At 68.7% G+C, this 15,805-nt stretch carries 14 protein-coding genes; 9 read left to right on the top strand and 5 right to left on the bottom strand.

Features of this window, described 5'->3' with window-relative positions; translation table 11 throughout:
• Window positions 1-6: 6 nt before the first annotated feature.
• Window positions 7-2,991, bottom strand: coding sequence for a bifunctional [glutamine synthetase] adenylyltransferase/[glutamine synthetase]-adenylyl-L-tyrosine phosphorylase (locus FDA38_RS12890; RefSeq protein ID WP_137254271.1), 2,985 nt, complete (start codon window positions 2,989-2,991; stop codon window positions 7-9).
• 158 nt (window positions 2,992-3,149) lie between these two features.
• Between FDA38_RS12890 and FDA38_RS12885 the strand changes: the two genes are divergently transcribed.
• From FDA38_RS12885 to FDA38_RS12870, 4 genes are read left to right on the top strand one after another with little or no spacing between them, the layout of a single operon-like run.
• Window positions 3,150-3,656: a hypothetical protein gene (locus tag FDA38_RS12885; protein WP_137254270.1), complete on the top strand. Its 507-nt coding sequence runs from the start codon at window positions 3,150-3,152 to the stop codon at window positions 3,654-3,656.
• 45 nt (window positions 3,657-3,701) lie between these two features.
• On the top strand, window positions 3,702-4,256 hold the full coding sequence (locus tag FDA38_RS12880) for a peptidylprolyl isomerase (RefSeq protein ID WP_137254269.1): 555 nt from the start codon (window positions 3,702-3,704) through the stop codon (window positions 4,254-4,256).
• A gap of 22 nt (window positions 4,257-4,278) precedes the next feature.
• Window positions 4,279-5,163 (top strand): aminoglycoside phosphotransferase family protein, encoded by an 885-nt coding sequence (locus tag FDA38_RS12875; protein ID WP_137254268.1) that lies wholly within the window; start codon window positions 4,279-4,281, stop codon window positions 5,161-5,163.
• Window positions 5,164-5,211: 48 nt separating this feature from the next.
• Window positions 5,212-5,499 carry a YiaA/YiaB family inner membrane protein gene (locus FDA38_RS12870; RefSeq protein WP_137254267.1) on the top strand — a complete coding sequence of 96 codons (288 nt, stop codon included), beginning with the start codon at window positions 5,212-5,214 and terminating at the stop codon, window positions 5,497-5,499.
• Between the two features lie 73 nt (window positions 5,500-5,572).
• Here FDA38_RS12870 and glnA read toward each other — a convergent pair whose 3' ends face one another.
• A complete protein-coding gene (glnA, locus tag FDA38_RS12865; RefSeq protein WP_137254266.1) occupies window positions 5,573-6,913 on the bottom strand; it encodes a type I glutamate--ammonia ligase in 1,341 nt (446 codons plus the stop codon).
• A 112-nt stretch (window positions 6,914-7,025) separates the two neighbouring features.
• Between glnA and FDA38_RS12860 the strand changes: the two genes are divergently transcribed.
• Complete coding sequence (locus FDA38_RS12860; RefSeq protein ID WP_137254265.1) at window positions 7,026-7,430, top strand: hypothetical protein; 405 nt, start codon at window positions 7,026-7,028, stop codon at window positions 7,428-7,430.
• On the opposite strand, the gene FDA38_RS12855 is transcribed toward FDA38_RS12860, so the two are convergent.
• Window positions 7,359-8,264: an HTTM domain-containing protein gene (locus FDA38_RS12855; RefSeq protein ID WP_137254264.1), complete on the bottom strand. Its 906-nt coding sequence runs from the start codon at window positions 8,262-8,264 to the stop codon at window positions 7,359-7,361. The two genes, FDA38_RS12860 and FDA38_RS12855, sit on opposite strands and share 72 nt — an antisense overlap.
• Window positions 8,261-8,734 carry a hypothetical protein gene (locus tag FDA38_RS12850; RefSeq protein WP_233714683.1) on the bottom strand — a complete coding sequence of 158 codons (474 nt, stop codon included), beginning with the start codon at window positions 8,732-8,734 and terminating at the stop codon, window positions 8,261-8,263. Before FDA38_RS12850 ends, FDA38_RS12855 begins: the two co-directional genes overlap by 4 nt.
• An 89-nt stretch (window positions 8,735-8,823) precedes the next feature.
• Between FDA38_RS12850 and FDA38_RS12845 the strand changes: the two genes are divergently transcribed.
• Window positions 8,824-9,465, top strand: coding sequence for a peptidoglycan recognition protein family protein (locus FDA38_RS12845; RefSeq protein WP_202877667.1), 642 nt, complete (start codon window positions 8,824-8,826; stop codon window positions 9,463-9,465).
• Here FDA38_RS12845 and FDA38_RS12840 read toward each other — a convergent pair.
• Window positions 9,411-10,598 (bottom strand): DUF418 domain-containing protein, encoded by a 1,188-nt coding sequence (locus FDA38_RS12840; RefSeq protein ID WP_233714682.1) that lies wholly within the window; start codon window positions 10,596-10,598, stop codon window positions 9,411-9,413. The genes FDA38_RS12845 and FDA38_RS12840 overlap by 55 nt on opposite strands.
• An 85-nt stretch (window positions 10,599-10,683) precedes the next feature.
• Here FDA38_RS12840 and FDA38_RS12835 point away from each other — a divergent pair, with 85 nt between their 5' ends.
• From FDA38_RS12835 to panB, 3 genes are all read left to right on the top strand, one after another.
• Window positions 10,684-11,313 carry a GNAT family N-acetyltransferase gene (locus FDA38_RS12835; protein ID WP_170989718.1) on the top strand — a complete coding sequence of 210 codons (630 nt, stop codon included), beginning with the start codon at window positions 10,684-10,686 and terminating at the stop codon, window positions 11,311-11,313.
• 73 nt (window positions 11,314-11,386) lie between these two features.
• A complete protein-coding gene (locus tag FDA38_RS12830) occupies window positions 11,387-13,159 on the top strand; it encodes an NAD+ synthase (protein ID WP_137254259.1) in 1,773 nt (590 codons plus the stop codon).
• Window positions 13,160-13,323: 164 nt separating this feature from the next.
• Complete coding sequence (gene panB, locus FDA38_RS43050) at window positions 13,324-15,708, top strand: 3-methyl-2-oxobutanoate hydroxymethyltransferase (protein ID WP_233714681.1); 2,385 nt, start codon at window positions 13,324-13,326, stop codon at window positions 15,706-15,708.
• Window positions 15,709-15,805: the final 97 nt, after the last annotated feature.

Here is a 15,805-nt window from a genome sequence, read left to right as displayed (position 1 = left end):
ATTCTATTAGTCGTCCCAGAACAGGTGGGCGACGGTGTTGTGGGCGCGGCGGGTGGTGCGGAGGTAGTCGTCGGAGAAGCGGCTGGATTCGCCGGGCGGGTAGCCGCAGATCTGGGCGACCGCGGCGAGGTCGCGGGGATCGCGCGGCAGCGAGTCGCCCGGCCGGGCGCGGACGAGCATGATCGCGTTGCGGATCCGGGTCGCCATCTCCCACGCGGCGCGAAGCGTGTCCGCTTCGGTCGGGTCGACGAGATTGGCGTCCACACCGGCGTACAGCGCTCCGAGCGTGCGCGTCGTACGCAGAGTCGGGACGCGGTGCGCCTCGCGGAGCTGGAGGAGCTGGACGGTCCACTCGATGTCGGCGAGACCGCCTCGCCCCAGCTTGGTGTGCGTGGCCGGGTCCGCGCCGCGCGGGAGGCGTTCGGCGTCGACGCGGGCCTTGATGCGGCGGATCTCCATCACGTCGCGCTCGCTGATCCCGTTCTCCGGGTAGCGCAGCGGATCGATGAGCTCGCGGAAGGACTGACACAGGTCGCCGTCCCCACACAACGGGTCGGCCCGGAGCAGGGCTTGCGCTTCCCACACCGCTGACCATCTGGCGTAGTACGAGGCGTACGACGCGAGCGTCCGTACCAACGGTCCTTGCCGACCCTCCGGCCGCAGGTCGGCGTCAACCGCGACCGCCGGATCGGTGCCGGGCAACGCCAGCAGCCGGCGCAGTTCGGTCGCCGCCTGGGTCGCGAAGTCCGTCGCGGCCTTCTCGTCCGCGCCGGGCTTCGGGTCGTGCACGAACATCACATCGGCGTCGCTTCCGTAGCTGAGCTCATGGCCGCCGAAGCGGCCCATCGCGACGATCGACATCCGCGTCGGTTCGGGCTCGCCCTTCGCGACGGCTCGTCGTGCGACCTCGAGCGCAGTCGTCAGCGTCCCGACCGAGATCACGGTCAGCGCCTCGCCGACCTTCTCCACGTCGAGCAGTCCCGACAGATCGGCGGCCGCGATCCGGAACAGTTCCCGTCGGCGTACCGCTCGGATTGCGGCGACCGCGGCCTCCGGGGCGTCCTGGCGACGGGCGGCCGCGGACATCTCGGCCAGTAGCGCGTCCTGGGTCCGCGGTGTCAGCTCGCGTTCGTCGGCGAACATCGCGGTCGCTTCGGGTGCGCGCTGAAGCAGGTCGACGGCGTACCGGCCGCTGGCCAGGAGGTGCGCGAGGCGTTCGGCCGAGGCGCCTTCGTCGCGTAGCTGGCGCAGGTACCACGGGGTCGAGCCGAGCGCGTCGGAGATCGTGCGGAACGCGAGCAAGCCGGCGTCCGGATCCGGTGATTCGGCGAACCAGCCGAGCATCGCGGGCAGGAGTGCCCGCTGGATCGACGAACGCCGCGACACGCCCTCGGACAGTGCCTCGATATGCCGGAGCGCCGACGCGGGATCGGCGTACCCGAGCGCCGTCAGCCGCTGCTTCGCCGCCTCCGGTGTGAGCCGCACCTCGTCGCCCGGGATGCGCGCGACCGCCGCGAGCAGCGGGCGGTAGAACAGCTTCTCGTGCAACCGCCGTACCTCGAGCGCGTGCTTCTTCCAGGCCGCGGTCAGGTCGGCGACCGGGTTCTTCGTGAAGCCGAGCGAGCGGCCGAGACGGCGCAGGTCGGCTTCGTCGTCCGGGACCTGATGGGTACGGCGCAGGCGGTACAGCTGGATGCGGTGCTCCATCGAGCGCAGGAAGCGGTACGCGTCCGCGAGTACGGCGCCGTCGGTGCGTCCGACGTACCCGCTGGTGGTCAGGGACTCGAGCGCGACCAACGTCGTACCGCTGCGGACCGACTCGTCGCTGCGGCCGTGGACGAGCTGCAGGAGCTGTACTGCGAACTCGACATCCCTCAGCCCGCCGGGGCCGAGCTTGAGTTGGCGATCGACGTCCGCGGCCGGGATGTGGTCGATGACGCGGCGGCGCATTGCCTGTACGTCGTCGACGAAGCCTTCGCGGTCGGCGGCGGACCAGGCGAGGCTTCCGATCTTCTCGGAGTACTCCCGACCGAGCGCCGCATCGCCTGCGACGGGACGGGCTTTGAGCAGGGCTTGGAACTCCCAGGTCTTGGCCCAGCGCTGGTAGTAGGCGAGGTGGCTGTCGAGGGTGCGGACGAGCGGGCCGGACTTGCCCTCGGGCCGAAGCGCGGCGTCGACCGGCCAGAGCGTGCCTTCGCCGGTGTGCGCGGAGCAGATCCGCATCGCGGCGGCGGCGAGTTGGGTCGCGGTCTTGAGCGCGGGCAGCTCCGGCTCGCCTTCGAGCGGCTCGGCGACGAAGAGGACATCGACATCGCTGACATAGTTGAGCTCCCGGCCGCCACACTTGCCCATGGCAATGATCGCGAGACGGCAGTCGGCGGCGCCGGGGTGCGCGGCGAAGTACTCGTTGCGGGCGATGTGCAGCGCGGTCTCGAGCGCTCCGCCGGCGAGATCCGCGAGTACGGCGGCGACCTCGTCGACGAGCAGGCCCTCGGCGAGATCGCGCGCGGCCAGTCTCAGCAGCAGGCGACGGTATTCGACCCTGAGGGCGTCGACCGGGTTCTCGGCGTCGACCGCGGTCGCGAGCTTGGCGGCGACGTCCTCTATGGACGGGCGGGCACCGGCCAGGGCGGGGTCGGCGAGGTCGTACCAATGGCGCGGATGTACGGCGAGGTGCCGGCCGAGCGCCTCGCTCGCGCCCAGCACGTACACGAGGCGGCGCCGGAAGCCGTCGTCCATCTCGAGTGTGCGCGCGAACGCGGCAACGTCGTACTCGTGCCGGTGCAGCGCCTCCGCCATCCCGCACAGGCCGTACAGCGCGAGGTCCGGATCGGCCGACTCCCCGAGCGTGGTGATCAGCTGCTCGGTGGCCATCGGGCTGTGCGAGTCGAGCGCGTCCAGGTCCTCGAGCATGCCCGCCGCGCGCTGCGGGTCCTCGAACCCGAGCCGGACAAGCCGTCCCTCCCACGACCCTCTCCGACCCTCAGCCACCCCCAGAGGCTACCCAACCCACTTCGGGAACCCACCACCGCTTCGGAGGCGCACAATGGTGGGGTGTTCACAAAGTCTCGGCTGGATCGCGAACAGATCCCGGGGAATACACGGTGTCGTGTAGCGGATCCGCTCAGTAATCGGCATGATGGCTTCTCATGGTCATGATGACGGGGTCGCTCGCCGTGCGCGGAACGGTGCTCTGGCTGACGCCACAACAGGGCGGGCGAGTGTCGGGTCCACCGGAGCCGGACTACGACTACGACTACACCGCAACGGCGTACCTCCCGCCGCGAACACCCGAGGACGGTCAGGCCGGGATCGCGCTGCGCCGGTTCGCGCCCGGCGCCTGGCGTACGCCGGCCGAGGGGATTCTCGTTCCGGCCAAGGGGAATCGGGCCCAGCAGGTCATCCCCGGCTGCATCGTGATCATCACCGAAGGCGTCCGCCCGGTCGGGCTGCTGACGGTCGAAGAGGTTCACGCGCTGGCCCCGGACGGTACGCCGATCGTGACCAGCGCTCCGGTGGTCGACGTGGTTGCCGACGTACCGGCGGCGACTGATCCGGCGCCGGCTGATCCGCCGTACCGGCACTCGACGGCGGCATCGCGCTGGGCCTCCAAGCACGCCTCCGACGACGCACCGCCACAGACCGCCGGAGTCTGAACACACTCTGTTGCAATCTGCATACTCAGTGTTACCTTGGGGACTATGCGTCACTGGAAACGGGTCGTCGCCGTCCTGCTGGTCGCCGCCATCGCGCTCGTCGTCGAAGGCTGGGTCGCCCGTGCCCAGGCGGCGCCGACACTGTTCAAGAACTGCCAGTACGTACGCACCGCGGGCGAGACCGGCCGCCCGCCGTACTCCCTCGCGCCGACGATCGGCCTGGTCCGGGCCACCGTCCGCACCAACCGCGGCGACCTGGTCCTCACCCTCGACCGCAGCGCCGCTCCCTGCGCGGTCCACAGCTTCACGTACCTGGCCCTGAAACGCTTCTACAACCAAACCCCGTGCTCACCAACCCTCGAGTGCGGCACAGGCCACCCCGGCTACCACTTCACCCCCGAACCAACCGGCCACGAAACCTACCCCCGCGGCACAGTTGCCCTAAGCAACACTCCGGGCGTCGGCAACACCAGCACCTTCTCCATCGCCCGCACAAACACCCCCCTCCCCCAACCCTCAACCATCATCGGCCACCTCACCGCAGGCCTCCCGGTCCTGAACCGCAACCCCACCACCATCCTCGAAATCCTCATCGGCTGATCGCGAATATTAGGCTGGCGGGGTGAGCCTCGACATTCCTGAGCAGGTGCGGAAGACGGTCATAGCTGACGGGAATGAGTCGTGGCTGGACGAGCTGCCGGGTGTGGTCGACTCGCTGGCTCGGGAGTGGTCCTTGGTGATCGGGCGCAGCTTGGCGGGTGGGCATGTTGCTCTGGTTGTTGAGGTGACGATGGCTGACGGGACTCCGGCGGTGCTGAAGATCGGGGTGCCGGGGCGGGATGTCGGGCCGGAGGCTACGGTGCTGCGCCTGGCGAATGGCGAGGGATGCGCCAAGCTGTTGCGCGAGGACTTGGGTCGGCGGGCGCTTCTGTTGGAGCGGCTTGGGGTTCCGATGTACGACGTCGTGGCCGATCCTGCAAGCCGGCACGAACTGCTGTGCGACGTGGCGGTTCGGCTGTGGCGTCCGGTCGGTCCTGACAGTGACCTTCCGACCGGCGCGGAGCTGGCTGCGGAGTACGCCGAGCGGCTGCCGAGACTGTGGGAGCAGGCCGGGCGACCGTGTTCGCCGGCCACCGTTGCTGACGCGCTGTACTGCATGGAGCGTCGGCGCCTTGCCCACGACGACCGGTCTACGGTTCTGGTCCACGGTGACATCCACGAGCTGAACGCCCTGCAGGCCGGCGACGGCAGCTACAAGCTCATCGACCCACTCGGGCTGCGGGCCGAACCGGCCTGCGATCTCGGCACCATCGTGCGCTGCAATCCCGACCTCGGCGACGACCTCCGCGCGCGGACCGAGCGGCTCGCTTCCCGCACCGGCGTGGATGCCACCGCCATCTGGGAATGGGGAACCATCCACCGAGTCGTCAGCGGCGTCTACGCCTGCAGCATCGGCTTCCAACCCTTCGGCAACCTCCTCCTGGCCGAAGCAGACCGCCTCACCTGAGTGATTTTGCTGATGTGGGATGGGGCTCGGGTAGCTGACGATTCCGGCATGAGCAAAAGCATCCAGCCCCAGCAGACAGCCGCGTTCTACGCCCAGGCAGTCGCATCCTTCGGCATCTCCCTCACCGCGATGACCGTCGGCCTCATCTACCTACCGGCCGAGCCGTGGGTACGAGCATTCCTGTCCCTCGGCATGCTGTACGTCGTCACCTCAACCGTCGTCCTCTGCAAGGTAGTCCGCGACCGCCAAGAACTCACCGACGTAACCACCCGAGTAGACCAGGCCCGCCTGGACAAACTCCTCACCGAACACGACCCCTTCAAGGTCGACGCCTGAAATCCACCGCACCACAACCCCGCCGAAGCAGTACGCGCCGTACGCCGTGAACCGCACTCCCCCGCGCACGCACCTACAGGACGGGTAGGAGTTTGTTCAGTTCGAAGGGGGTTACCTGGCGGCGGTAGTCCTGCCATTCGGCGCGTTTGTTGCGGAGGAAGAAGTCGAAGACGTGTTCGCCGAGGGTTTCGGCGACGAGTTCGCTGTCTTCCATTGCGCTGATGGCTTCGGCCAGGCTGCTCGGGAGGGGTTTGATGCCGAGGGCCTTGCGCTCGCGGGAGGTCAGCGACCAGATGTCGTCCTCGACCTCCGCGGGCAGTTCGTACCCCTCCTCGATCCCCTTCAGCCCGGCAGCAAGCATCAACGCAAACGCCAGATAAGGATTAGCCGCAGAATCCAACGACCGGAACTCGACCCGCGAAGACTGCCCCTTGTGCGGCTTGTACATCGGCACCCGCACCAGCGCAGACCGGTTGTTATGACCCCACGAGATGAACGACGGCGCCTCATCCCCCACCGCCAACCGCTTGTACGAGTTCACCCACTGGTTAGTCACCGCAGTGATCTCCCCAGCGTGATGCAGCAACCCCGCGATGAACGCCCGGCCGGTCTTCGACAGCTGGTACTGCGCCCCGCCCTCGAAGAACGCGTTCCGATCGCCCTCGAACAGCGACATATGCGTATGCATCCCCGACCCCGGCTGGTCCGACAGCGGCTTAGGCATGAACGACGCATAGATGCCCTGCGACAGCGCGACCTCCTTCACCACGACACGGAACGTCATGATGTTGTCGGCGGTCGACAGCGCATCGGCGTACCGCAGGTCGATCTCCTGCTGACCCGGCCCGCCCTCGTGGTGGCTGAACTCGACCGAGATCCCCATCGACTCCAGCATCGTGATCGCCTCGCGACGGAAGTCGTTGCCGATCCCCTGCGGCGTGTGGTCGAAGTACCCGGACGAGTCCACCGGCTCAGGCGTCGTGCCAGGCGCGCCCGTCAGCGACTTGAAGAGATAGAACTCGATCTCCGGATGCGTGTAGAACGTGAACCCCAGATCAGCAGCCTTCGACAGCGTCCGCTTCAGCACGTGCCGAGGATCCGCGAACGACGCCGACCCGTCCGGCATGTTGATGTCGCAGAACATCCGCGCCGTACCCATCGTCTCGCCGCGCCACGGCAGGATCTGGAACGTGGACGGGTCCGGCTTGGCCAGCATGTCGGCCTCGGTCACCCGGGCGAACCCCTCGATCGCCGACCCGTCGAACCCGAGCCCCTCGGCGAACGCGCTCTCCAGCTCCGCCGGTGCCACCGCGACCGACTTCAGGAACCCGAGCACGTCGGTGAACCAGAGCCGCACGAAGCGTACGTCGCGCTCCTCCAGCGCGCGCAGCACGAACTCCTGCTGCTTGTCCATCAGTCCACCTCTCACCCAGGTCCAGAACTTCTCACAGTGTGCCCCGCCTCTGTTAAGCAGACGTTACGTGCCCAGGCGGACACAGGCATGCTCAGGGGCCTAGCGTGTTCCCGTGCAGACGATCTTCCATGCAGCGCTCATCGTCGCCGCGATCCTCTGCCTCAGCGACCTGATCCTGAGTACGACGCGGTTCGTCCAGTCGCTGCGCCGGAAGCGACCGGCCGAACGGGACGTGCTCGGCCGCCGCTGGCTGCCGGTCCCGGAGCTCGGATTCGGCATGTGCGCGTTCTGCTGCCCCGGCCTGGTCACGCTCGGCCTGACCCATCACGACGCGGACAGCCTGCCGACCACGCAGATCCTGCTCGCCGCGCTGGTCTTCGGGTACGCCGGTGCCGTCCTCTCCCGCATCGTCCGTACGCCGGGCCCGGGCGGCCGCCGTTTCCGCCTACGCGCCGGCCTGCTGCTGGGCCTCCCGGCCCTCTTCGGCCTGGTATTCGGCCTTTCCGGCGTCGTCTGACCGGCGCGCCTGGAACCACGGCACGATCCGTTCGAGTGGGGCAAATGCCAGCCAGCAGACCACCGTCGGCAGGAAGTGAATCAGCAGGATCGCCGTGTTCGCCGCGTGGAACCCGAGGAAGAACAGGGCCCCGAGCAACTGCCACCGCCCCTTGAGCCACAGGATCACCGGCGAACAGAACTCCCCGATGATCCCGACCCACTGCATCACGTGCAGCACCCACGGATAGTGCAGCAACCACTCCCCGACCGGATGCGGCCGCCGCACGATCGCCCAGGTCAGTACGGCGCTCCCGGGCCATGTCAGCGCCCATCCGGCACTGCGCAGTTTCGCGATCGAGGACAGGAAGTACGTCGCGATCACGCAGATCTGCACACACCGGATCGCCCAGCCGGCCGCCTCTGACGGGGTCTGATCGCCGTACGACGCCCGCCCGCGGCGCGCACCGCCGACGGTCGGCAGCACCCAGAGCGCGATCACCAGCGCGAGGTGGTCGTGATCGACCTTCCCGTCGCTCATCCCGATCAGCACCCACCAGGTGAACGCCGGTGCGACGATCCAGCCGGCGATCCGCGGGAAGTAGTTCGACGCACCGACCAGGCAGGCGACGATCAGCACGAAGTACAGCGCGGTCGTGTTGGCGACGGAGGGCTTCGGCAGGTCGAGGAGCCGGGCCAGGAGCAGCGGTTGATAGAGCCCGGGGTGCTCGCCCTTGTCGCGGGTGTCGCGGACGAACGCGTGCATGTCGAGGATGACGAACAGGTACAGAATCGTCCGCAGCCATGCGATCCGCCCCAGCGCGATCGCCGGTGTGAACCAGTTGACGGCCCTCATCGACGTACCTCCCACGTCGCCAGCACCTGCGACGACGGCGGTCCTTCGACCCGGCCCTTGACCAGCTGGGTGGTGTCGCGGATCAGTTCGAGCTTCACGTACTTCGGCTTGTCAGGATGCTTCCGCGCCCACCCGTCCGCGACCTGCTGCAGCAGCGACGGGTTCTTCACGATCTCCCCGGCCCGCGCCTCGATCTCGGCCCGGGCGACGCCGGCGCCCTCGATGTTCAGCGGTACGTCGACCGTCGTACCGGCATCGGTGACCGCGCTGATCCGGGTGTAGTCGATCTTGGCGTCGTCCGGCACCGACATCGCGTACTGCGACATCGGCCCGAACGGCCACGCGTCGTCGGATGCGCGCACCGATCCGTTGATCAGCAGACCGATGCCGACCACGGCGACAAGGACCCGCAAACCCTTGCCCACCGGGCCTAACCGCACGTCGGCGGGCCGCTCCTGACTCTGTGTCACCACGTCATTAGATCATTCCGGTTTGGAGGCCCTGACGGTAGGGAATTTTCTAAGGCATGACCGCCCCAGAAAATATCCAACGTGCCCGGGTGTCCCGGCGTACCCTGCTCGGCGCGACCGCCGGCGGCGTACTGCTCGGCGGCGCCCTGGCCGGAGCCATGACCACAACAGCGCTCGCCGCCCCCGCGCCGCGCTGTTACACGCGCACCGAATGGTCCGCGCGACCGCCCAAGTCGGCGACCCAGGTGATCGCCAAGCCCGACCACATCGTCATCCACCACACCGCGAGCCCGAATGTCACGGACTACTCGCTCGCGGCCGCGTACTCGGTCCAGCACTGGATCCAGGACCTGCACATGGACACCAACGGCTGGATCGACATGGGCAACCAGCTCACGATCAGCCGCGGCGGATTCCTGATGGAGGGCCGGAGCAAGTCGTTGTCGGCGATCAACAACGGCCAGAACGTCCTCGGCGCCCAGACCGCGAACCAGAACAGCCACACGATCGGTATCGAGCACGAGGGCATCTACGTCACCGAGAACGTGACGGTCGCGTTGTTCGACATGTCCGTGCTGACGTGCGCGTGGTTGTGCACGAAGTACGGGCTGGATCCGCATGTCGCGATCGTCGGGCACCGGGACTACAACACGACGCAATGTCCGGGTGACGTGTTCTACGCGCGCTTGCCGGAACTGCGCGACAGAGTGGCCGCTGTTCTCCTCGGTTGATACGTGACTCTGCGGATCAGGATTTCGAACGGGCCGCGGTAGTTCGCGCGCCGCATCCGGTCGGCGAGCAGTACGGTCGCCAGCCAGGTCGCGATCGCAAGCAGGGCCGTCGTGGTTGTGGTGAGCGTGTGCGAGAGGTCCAGGAGGTACGGCGTGAACGCGACGGCCCACACGACCGATTGGGACAGGTAGCACGTCAGCGAACGTTGCCCGACGGCTGCGATCGCCAGGGAGACCGGGCCCTGGCGATCGCCCAATCTCCGGGCGATCAGGACGATCAGTGCGGCGTACCCGAAACCGCCGAAGACACCGGTTGCGTCGTGCAACGGTCCGAGGATCGAGAGCGCGTGGTCGCTCGGTCGGGTCAGTACGCCGCCGACGACGAGCGAGACCGGGAGCGCGCCGGCGACGGCGATCGTGAGGCCGAGGAGTGCCGTTGTACGGAGCAGGGTGAGGTGCTGCGCCGGGCGTTCGAGGATGCGGCGGCGGCCGGCCCACAGGCCGATCAGGAACGGTGTGACGAAGCCGATCCAGCCGAGGCCGGCGATGAACGGCTGGACGACGATGCGGTCCGCGAACTGGCCGAGGAAGTTCGGCGGGAGCATCGCCGGGTCGGCCGCGTCGGAGGAGGTTGCGAGCGAGTCGTTGCTCGGCAGCGCCGTGAGGACGAGGACGAGTGCGGCGACGATGAACAGCCAGCGGTCCTTCCAGCGCAGGGCCCAGACGCCGAGGAACAGGAGTACGCCGTACGCCGCGAGGATGTCGCCGATGTAGAGCAGCATCGCGTGCAGGAAGCCGAGCACGATCAGGACGAGGCTGCGGCGCCAGAGGAGCTTGCGGATCGGCCACCAGTCCTGGCCCGCTTCGCGTTGCCGGCGGACGATCTGCGCGACGCCGTACCCGAAGAGCACGCCGAACATCGGGAACGCGCGACCGTCGACGAAGGTCGAGATCACCAGGCCGACCCCGCGATCGATCGCGGAGCCGCCGGTCGGGAAGCCGCCGAAGACGCGGTCGCTGTAGACGAAGTAGTGCGAGTTGGCCAACGCGATGAACAGCAGCATGAATCCGCGCGCGAGGTCCGGGCCGAGTGCGCGTTCGCTCAGCCCGGTCGGTCCGGCTTGGATGCTCATGGCACCAGTCAATCCGCGCCGGCCCGGTGCCGCGTCCATCCAAAGTCCCTCCGCGCGTGAACCTTCGTCGCTGTTCGATAGGCGGGTGCACGAGGAAGCCCTGACCCGGTGGCAGCGCGGATGGTCCGCGGCGCGCGGGTGGACCGATTATCAACAGGTCGACGACGTCACCGTCGTACGCGTCGGCGAACCGGAGCGTCGGGTCGAGTACGTCGCAACCGAAGCTCAGGCGACCGCTGCCGCACATCTCGCGCTGACCGACAGCAATCCGCCCGGGACGTCGTGGCTGGCGATCACCACCGACGACCCGGCCCGCCTGGCCGCCAACCTCAAACCCCTCGAGCCCCTCCGCACCGAATGGCTGATGACGATCACCCTCGCGGACCACGCCTCGCACCCCGTGCCCCCGCCGTACACCCTCGAGCTCTCCGCAACCCCCTCCATCATCGACGCCCAGATCTACGGCTACGGCGAAATAGCCGCCACCGGCCGCATGTCCGTCCTCCACACCGGCGCCGTAGCCGACCAAATCACCACCACCCCCGCCCACCGCCACCGAGGCCTGGCCCGAGCCCTCATGACCGCCCTCGCCCGAGCCGCCCAAACCCCCACCGCTTACCTGTCCGCCTCCCCCGCGGGCCGCCCCCTCTACGAGTCCCTCGGCTGGACGACTCTCACCCCGCTCCTGGTCGCCCGGACATCCACCAACTACTGATCAAGGACCTTCGGCGTACGTAAGAGGTTGGAGGGGCGTGGGGATGAGCGGGGGGAACCAGTAATGTGCTCCCGTGCCTCAACTCCGAGTTGCTCTTGCTCAGCTGAATGTGACCGTGGGTGACATTGCTGGGAACGCCGACAAGATCGTCGCGTGGACCCGGAACGCGGTCGAGCAAGGTGCGCATGTGGTGGCGTTTCCCGAGCTCGGGTTGACCGGTTATCCGGTGGAGGATCTGGCGTTGCGGGCGTCGTTCGTGGATGCGTCGCAGGGCAAGATCCACGACCTCGCGGAACGGCTCGCCGAGGAGGGGCTCGGGGACATCGTCGTGGTCTGCGGGTATCTCGACCGCGCCGGCGGTACGGCGATGGGCGTGGACCGGCTCGGCCGGCCGAAGGGCTCCCCCACCAACTCCGCCGCGGTGATCCACCAGGGCCGCGTCGTCACCAGCGCGGTGAAGCACCACCTGCCGAACTACGGCGTCTTCGACGAGTTCCGGCACTTCGTTCCCGGGAACACCCTGCAGGTGATCCGGATCCACGGCATCGACGTCGCGCTGGTGATCTGCGAGGACCTCTGGCAGGACGGCGGCCCGGCCGCGGTCACCCACGAGGCGGGCGCCGGTCTCCTGCTCGTGATCAACAGCTCGCCGTACGAGGCGAACAAGGACGACGTCCGCGGCGATCTGGTACGCCGTCGCGCCCGCGAGGCCGGCTGCGCGCTCGCCTACGTGAACCTCGTCGGCGGCCAGGACGAGCTCGTCTTCGACGGCGACTCGCTCGTCACCGATGCCGACGGCAAGGTCTTCGCCCGCGCCCCGCAGTTCGAGCAGGGCAGCATGATCGTCGACCTGGACCTCCCGGCCGCCGAAGGTACGCCGGAAGGCACCTACGAAGGCATCGAGATCGTCCACACCGTCCTGCACGAGGATCCGGTCGAGGCGTACGACGCGATGGCGCCGGTGATCGCACCGCAACTGTCCGACGAGGCCGAGATCTACGGCGCGATCGTGACGGGCCTGCGCGACTACGTCCAGAAGAACGGCTTCAAGTCGGTGCTGCTCGGACTGTCCGGCGGCATCGACTCCTCCCTGGTCGCCGCGATCGCCTGCGACGCGGTCGGCGCCGAGCACGTGTTCGGGATCTCCAACCCGAGCATCTACTCCAGCGAGCACTCCCGGGACGACGCCGCCGAGCTCGCCGCCCGGACCGGGCTGAACTACCGCGTCGTGCCGATCCAGCCGATGGTGCAGCCGTTCCTCGACACGCTCGGCCTGACCGGGCTGGCCGAGGAGAACCTGCAGGCCCGCGTCCGCGCGGTGGTCTGGATGGGCCTGTCGAACGCCGACGGCCACCTGGTGCTTGCCTGCGGCAACAAGTCGGAGCTGTCCGTCGGCTACTCGACCATCTACGGCGACGCGGTCGGCGGGTACGCACCGTTGAAGGACCTCCCGAAGACGCTCGTCTGGCGGCTCGCGAAGTGGCGCAACGCGGACGCCAAGGAGAAGGGGCAGCAGCCCCCGATCCCGGAGAACTCGATCGCCAAACCCCCGTCCGCCGAGCTTCGCCCGGGGCAGCAGGACACCGACTCGCTGCCGCCGTACGACCTGCTCGACGACATGCTGGACGACTACGTCGAGCAGGACCGCGGCAGTGCGGAACTCGTCGCTGCCGGGTTCGACGCCGAGCTGGTCACGAAGGTGATCCAGCTCGTCGACCGCGCGGAGTACAAGCGCCGGCAGTACCCACCGGGCCCGAAGCTGACCCACAAGGCCTTCGGCCGGGACCGCCGGTTGCCGATCACGAATGCATGGCGTGAGGACGCACGGAAGGCAGCCGAGCACTGAGCGACTCCTGGCGGTACCGCCCATCCCAAGAATCCCCGTGGGGCTCGTCGGACGAGACCCACGACCGCTCCGGCCTGCCCCGCGACACCTACCCGGACGATGTGAGCGATCGCTCACCGTCAGCCGGTGGCGCTCACCCTCCGCAACGGTGGGACGATGGCGGCATGGTTGACAACTTCCTGTCGGCCGGTACCCAGGACGACGACGAGGAGCTGCCGTCGCCGTACGGGACCGGACCGAAGAATCGGACAACCGAGGAGCACCGCCGCTCGGACTACGACAACGACACCTGGCGGGACCGCGGAGCCGGAGGTTCCGGGCTGGGTCTCGACCCGTCGCCGTCGCTGCCGAACGCACCGCGGACGTACGAGCGCGGCCCGGTGCCGCAGCAGCCGTACGTGCCGAAGCCGCCGTACCTGCCGAGCGCGCCGCCGCCGTCGCAGCACCAACCGCGACAGGCACCGCCGCAGCGGCCGGAGAGGTCTGAGTACTACGGGGAATCGCGCGACGAGTCGTACGAGCGGTACCAGGAGAGCCCGTTCCGGCCGCAGGGTCAGCAGCCGCCGCAGGGTCGGCCTAGTCCGTTCGGGCCGGGGAGCAACGGCGCACGACCGCCGCAGGGCCAGCCCGGTCAGCCTGGTGCGCAGGCGCCGCGGCCGCCGGCACCGCCGCAGTCGAGCAACGGCGTGACACCGCGACCGCCGCATGCGTCCAACGGGAGTGCGAACTGGAGTGCACCGGCGCCGCAGCCGAGCCCTGCACCGCCGCCGCCTGCAACGAGCAATGGGCACGTGTCGAGCAACGGGCATACGTCGAGCAACGGAGTCACTCCGCAGCAGCCGCCGCGCCAGGCGCCTTCGCAGGAGCCGGTTCGCGAGGCTGCCCAGCCGCAGGAGCCGGTGCAGCGTCTCGAGCCGCCGCGCCAGGAGCAGCCGCGTCCCGAGCAAGTGCCGTCGCACGAGCAGCGGGCCCGGCAGGAGCTGGCGGCGCTGCAGGCACAGCTGGCCAGGCAAGACCAAGAGCACGCCGCCCGCCAGGAACAGCGGCCCACCCAGGAGCAAGCGCCGCACCAGGAGCAAGTGCCGAGGCGCGACGAGCCGGCCCGGTCCGAGCAGGTCGCCCGACGAGACGACGTCCCGCGGCAAGACATGCCGCGGCGCGAGGACGCCCTGCGGCGGGATCAGTCGGCGAGGCGCGAGGATGCCCCGCGGCAGGACCAGGCGGCCCGGCGTGAGGATGCCGTGCGGCAGGACCAGGCGGTGCGGCGCGAGGATGCCCCGCGGCAGGACCAGGCGGCCCGGCGCGAGGATGCGGTGCGGCAGGACCAGGCGCCGCGGCGCGAGGATGCGGTGCGGCAGGACCAGGCGGCGAGGCGCGACGAGGGCTCGCGACGTCCGGCCGGTGGTCCGCGTTCCAACCCGATGGACACCAAGACGATCACGGCGTACATGCCGGAGATGATCGAGGCGTATCAGCAGGAGCAGGGCAACGGCTATCTGTCCGACCCGAGTGCGGAGTACGAGAGCAATGCGCCGGTGAGCGAAGAGTCTGACGGGCAGCGGCCGGTCGGTGCGCGTCGGCGGGCGAACGTTCAGCAGGATGCGCCGAGTCAGATCCCGGCCGAGCCGGTCTCCACGCATCGGGCCGCACGCCGCGCGCAGGTGTCGGCAAGTACTGCGGCCGGGACCGAAGGTCCGTCCGCGGCCGGCGGCGGCCAACCGGCGCCGGGCGGTGCGAGCGAGGCAAGTAAGCGACCGCGGCGGTACCGGGTCCACCACCTCCGCGACTTCAAGAACCGCGGCGAGAAGTGGGCGATGCTGACGGCGTACGACCAGTACACCGCCGAGATCTTCGACCAGGCAGGCATTCCGGTCCTGCTCGTCGGCGACTCCGCCGCGAACAACGTGTTCGGCTACGACACGACCTTGCGGGTCACCGTCGATGAGCTGATCCCGTTGGCGCGTGCGGTCGCGGGAGCCGTCGAGCATGCGCTTGTCGTCGCTGACCTGCCGTTCGGTTCGTACCAGGCGTCGCCGGAGCAGGCGTTCCACACCGCCGTACGGTTCATGAAGGAAGCCGGCGTGCACGCGGTCAAGCTCGAGGGCGGCCGCAACATGGTGCCGATGGTCGAGAAGCTCACGCAGTCGGGCATCCCGGTGATGGCGCACATCGGCTTCACGCCGCAGAGCGAGCACAGCATCGGCGGGTACCGCGTGCAGGGTCGCGGCGATCAGGCCGCCGGTCTCATCGACGACGCCGTCGCATTGGCCGAAGCAGGTGCGTTCTCGGTGGTGCTGGAAATGGTCCCGGGAGATGTCGCCGCCGAGATCACCAAGCGGGTTCCGATCCCGACGATCGGCATCGGCGCCGGCCGCGACACCGACGCCCAGGTCCTCGTCTGGCAGGACATGGCCGGCCTCCGCTCGGGCAGCATGCCCCGATTCGTGAAGCAGTACGCCGACCTGCGCGGCATCCTCACCACCGCGGCCGCGACGTACGCGTCGGAGGTTGCATCGGGCGCCTTCCCGGGAGACGAACACACCTTCTAGACCACTCATCGTGCTGTCCGGGTAGCTCTCCGGATACTCCCCGCGAAGCCTTGTTCCCCAGGTTTCGCGGGTTCACGATGTTTGCGGCAAAAGGGGA

The organism is Kribbella jiaozuonensis (genome assembly GCF_005233875.1).
GTDB lineage: Bacteria > Actinomycetota > Actinomycetes > Propionibacteriales > Kribbellaceae > Kribbella > Kribbella jiaozuonensis.
This window is presented reverse-complemented; position numbering and strand designations above follow the sequence as displayed.

What these genes read in the sequence shown, in the direction of transcription:
- FDA38_RS12885 (WP_137254270.1), top strand. Translation starts at nt 3,150, where the DNA reads ATGGTCATGATGACGGGGTCGCTCGCCGTGCGCGGAACGGTGCTCTGG.
- FDA38_RS12880 (WP_137254269.1), top strand. Translation starts at nt 3,702, where the DNA reads ATGCGTCACTGGAAACGGGTCGTCGCCGTCCTGCTGGTCGCCGCCATC.
- FDA38_RS12870 (WP_137254267.1), top strand. Translation starts at nt 5,212, where the DNA reads ATGAGCAAAAGCATCCAGCCCCAGCAGACAGCCGCGTTCTACGCCCAG.
- glnA (WP_137254266.1), bottom strand. Translation starts at nt 6,913, where the DNA reads ATGGACAAGCAGCAGGAGTTCGTGCTGCGCGCGCTGGAGGAGCGCGAC.
- FDA38_RS12855 (WP_137254264.1), bottom strand. Translation starts at nt 8,264, where the DNA reads ATGAGGGCCGTCAACTGGTTCACACCGGCGATCGCGCTGGGGCGGATC.
- FDA38_RS12840 (WP_233714682.1), bottom strand. Translation starts at nt 10,598, where the DNA reads ATGAGCATCCAAGCCGGACCGACCGGGCTGAGCGAACGCGCACTCGGC.
- panB (WP_233714681.1), top strand. Translation starts at nt 13,324, where the DNA reads ATGGTTGACAACTTCCTGTCGGCCGGTACCCAGGACGACGACGAGGAG.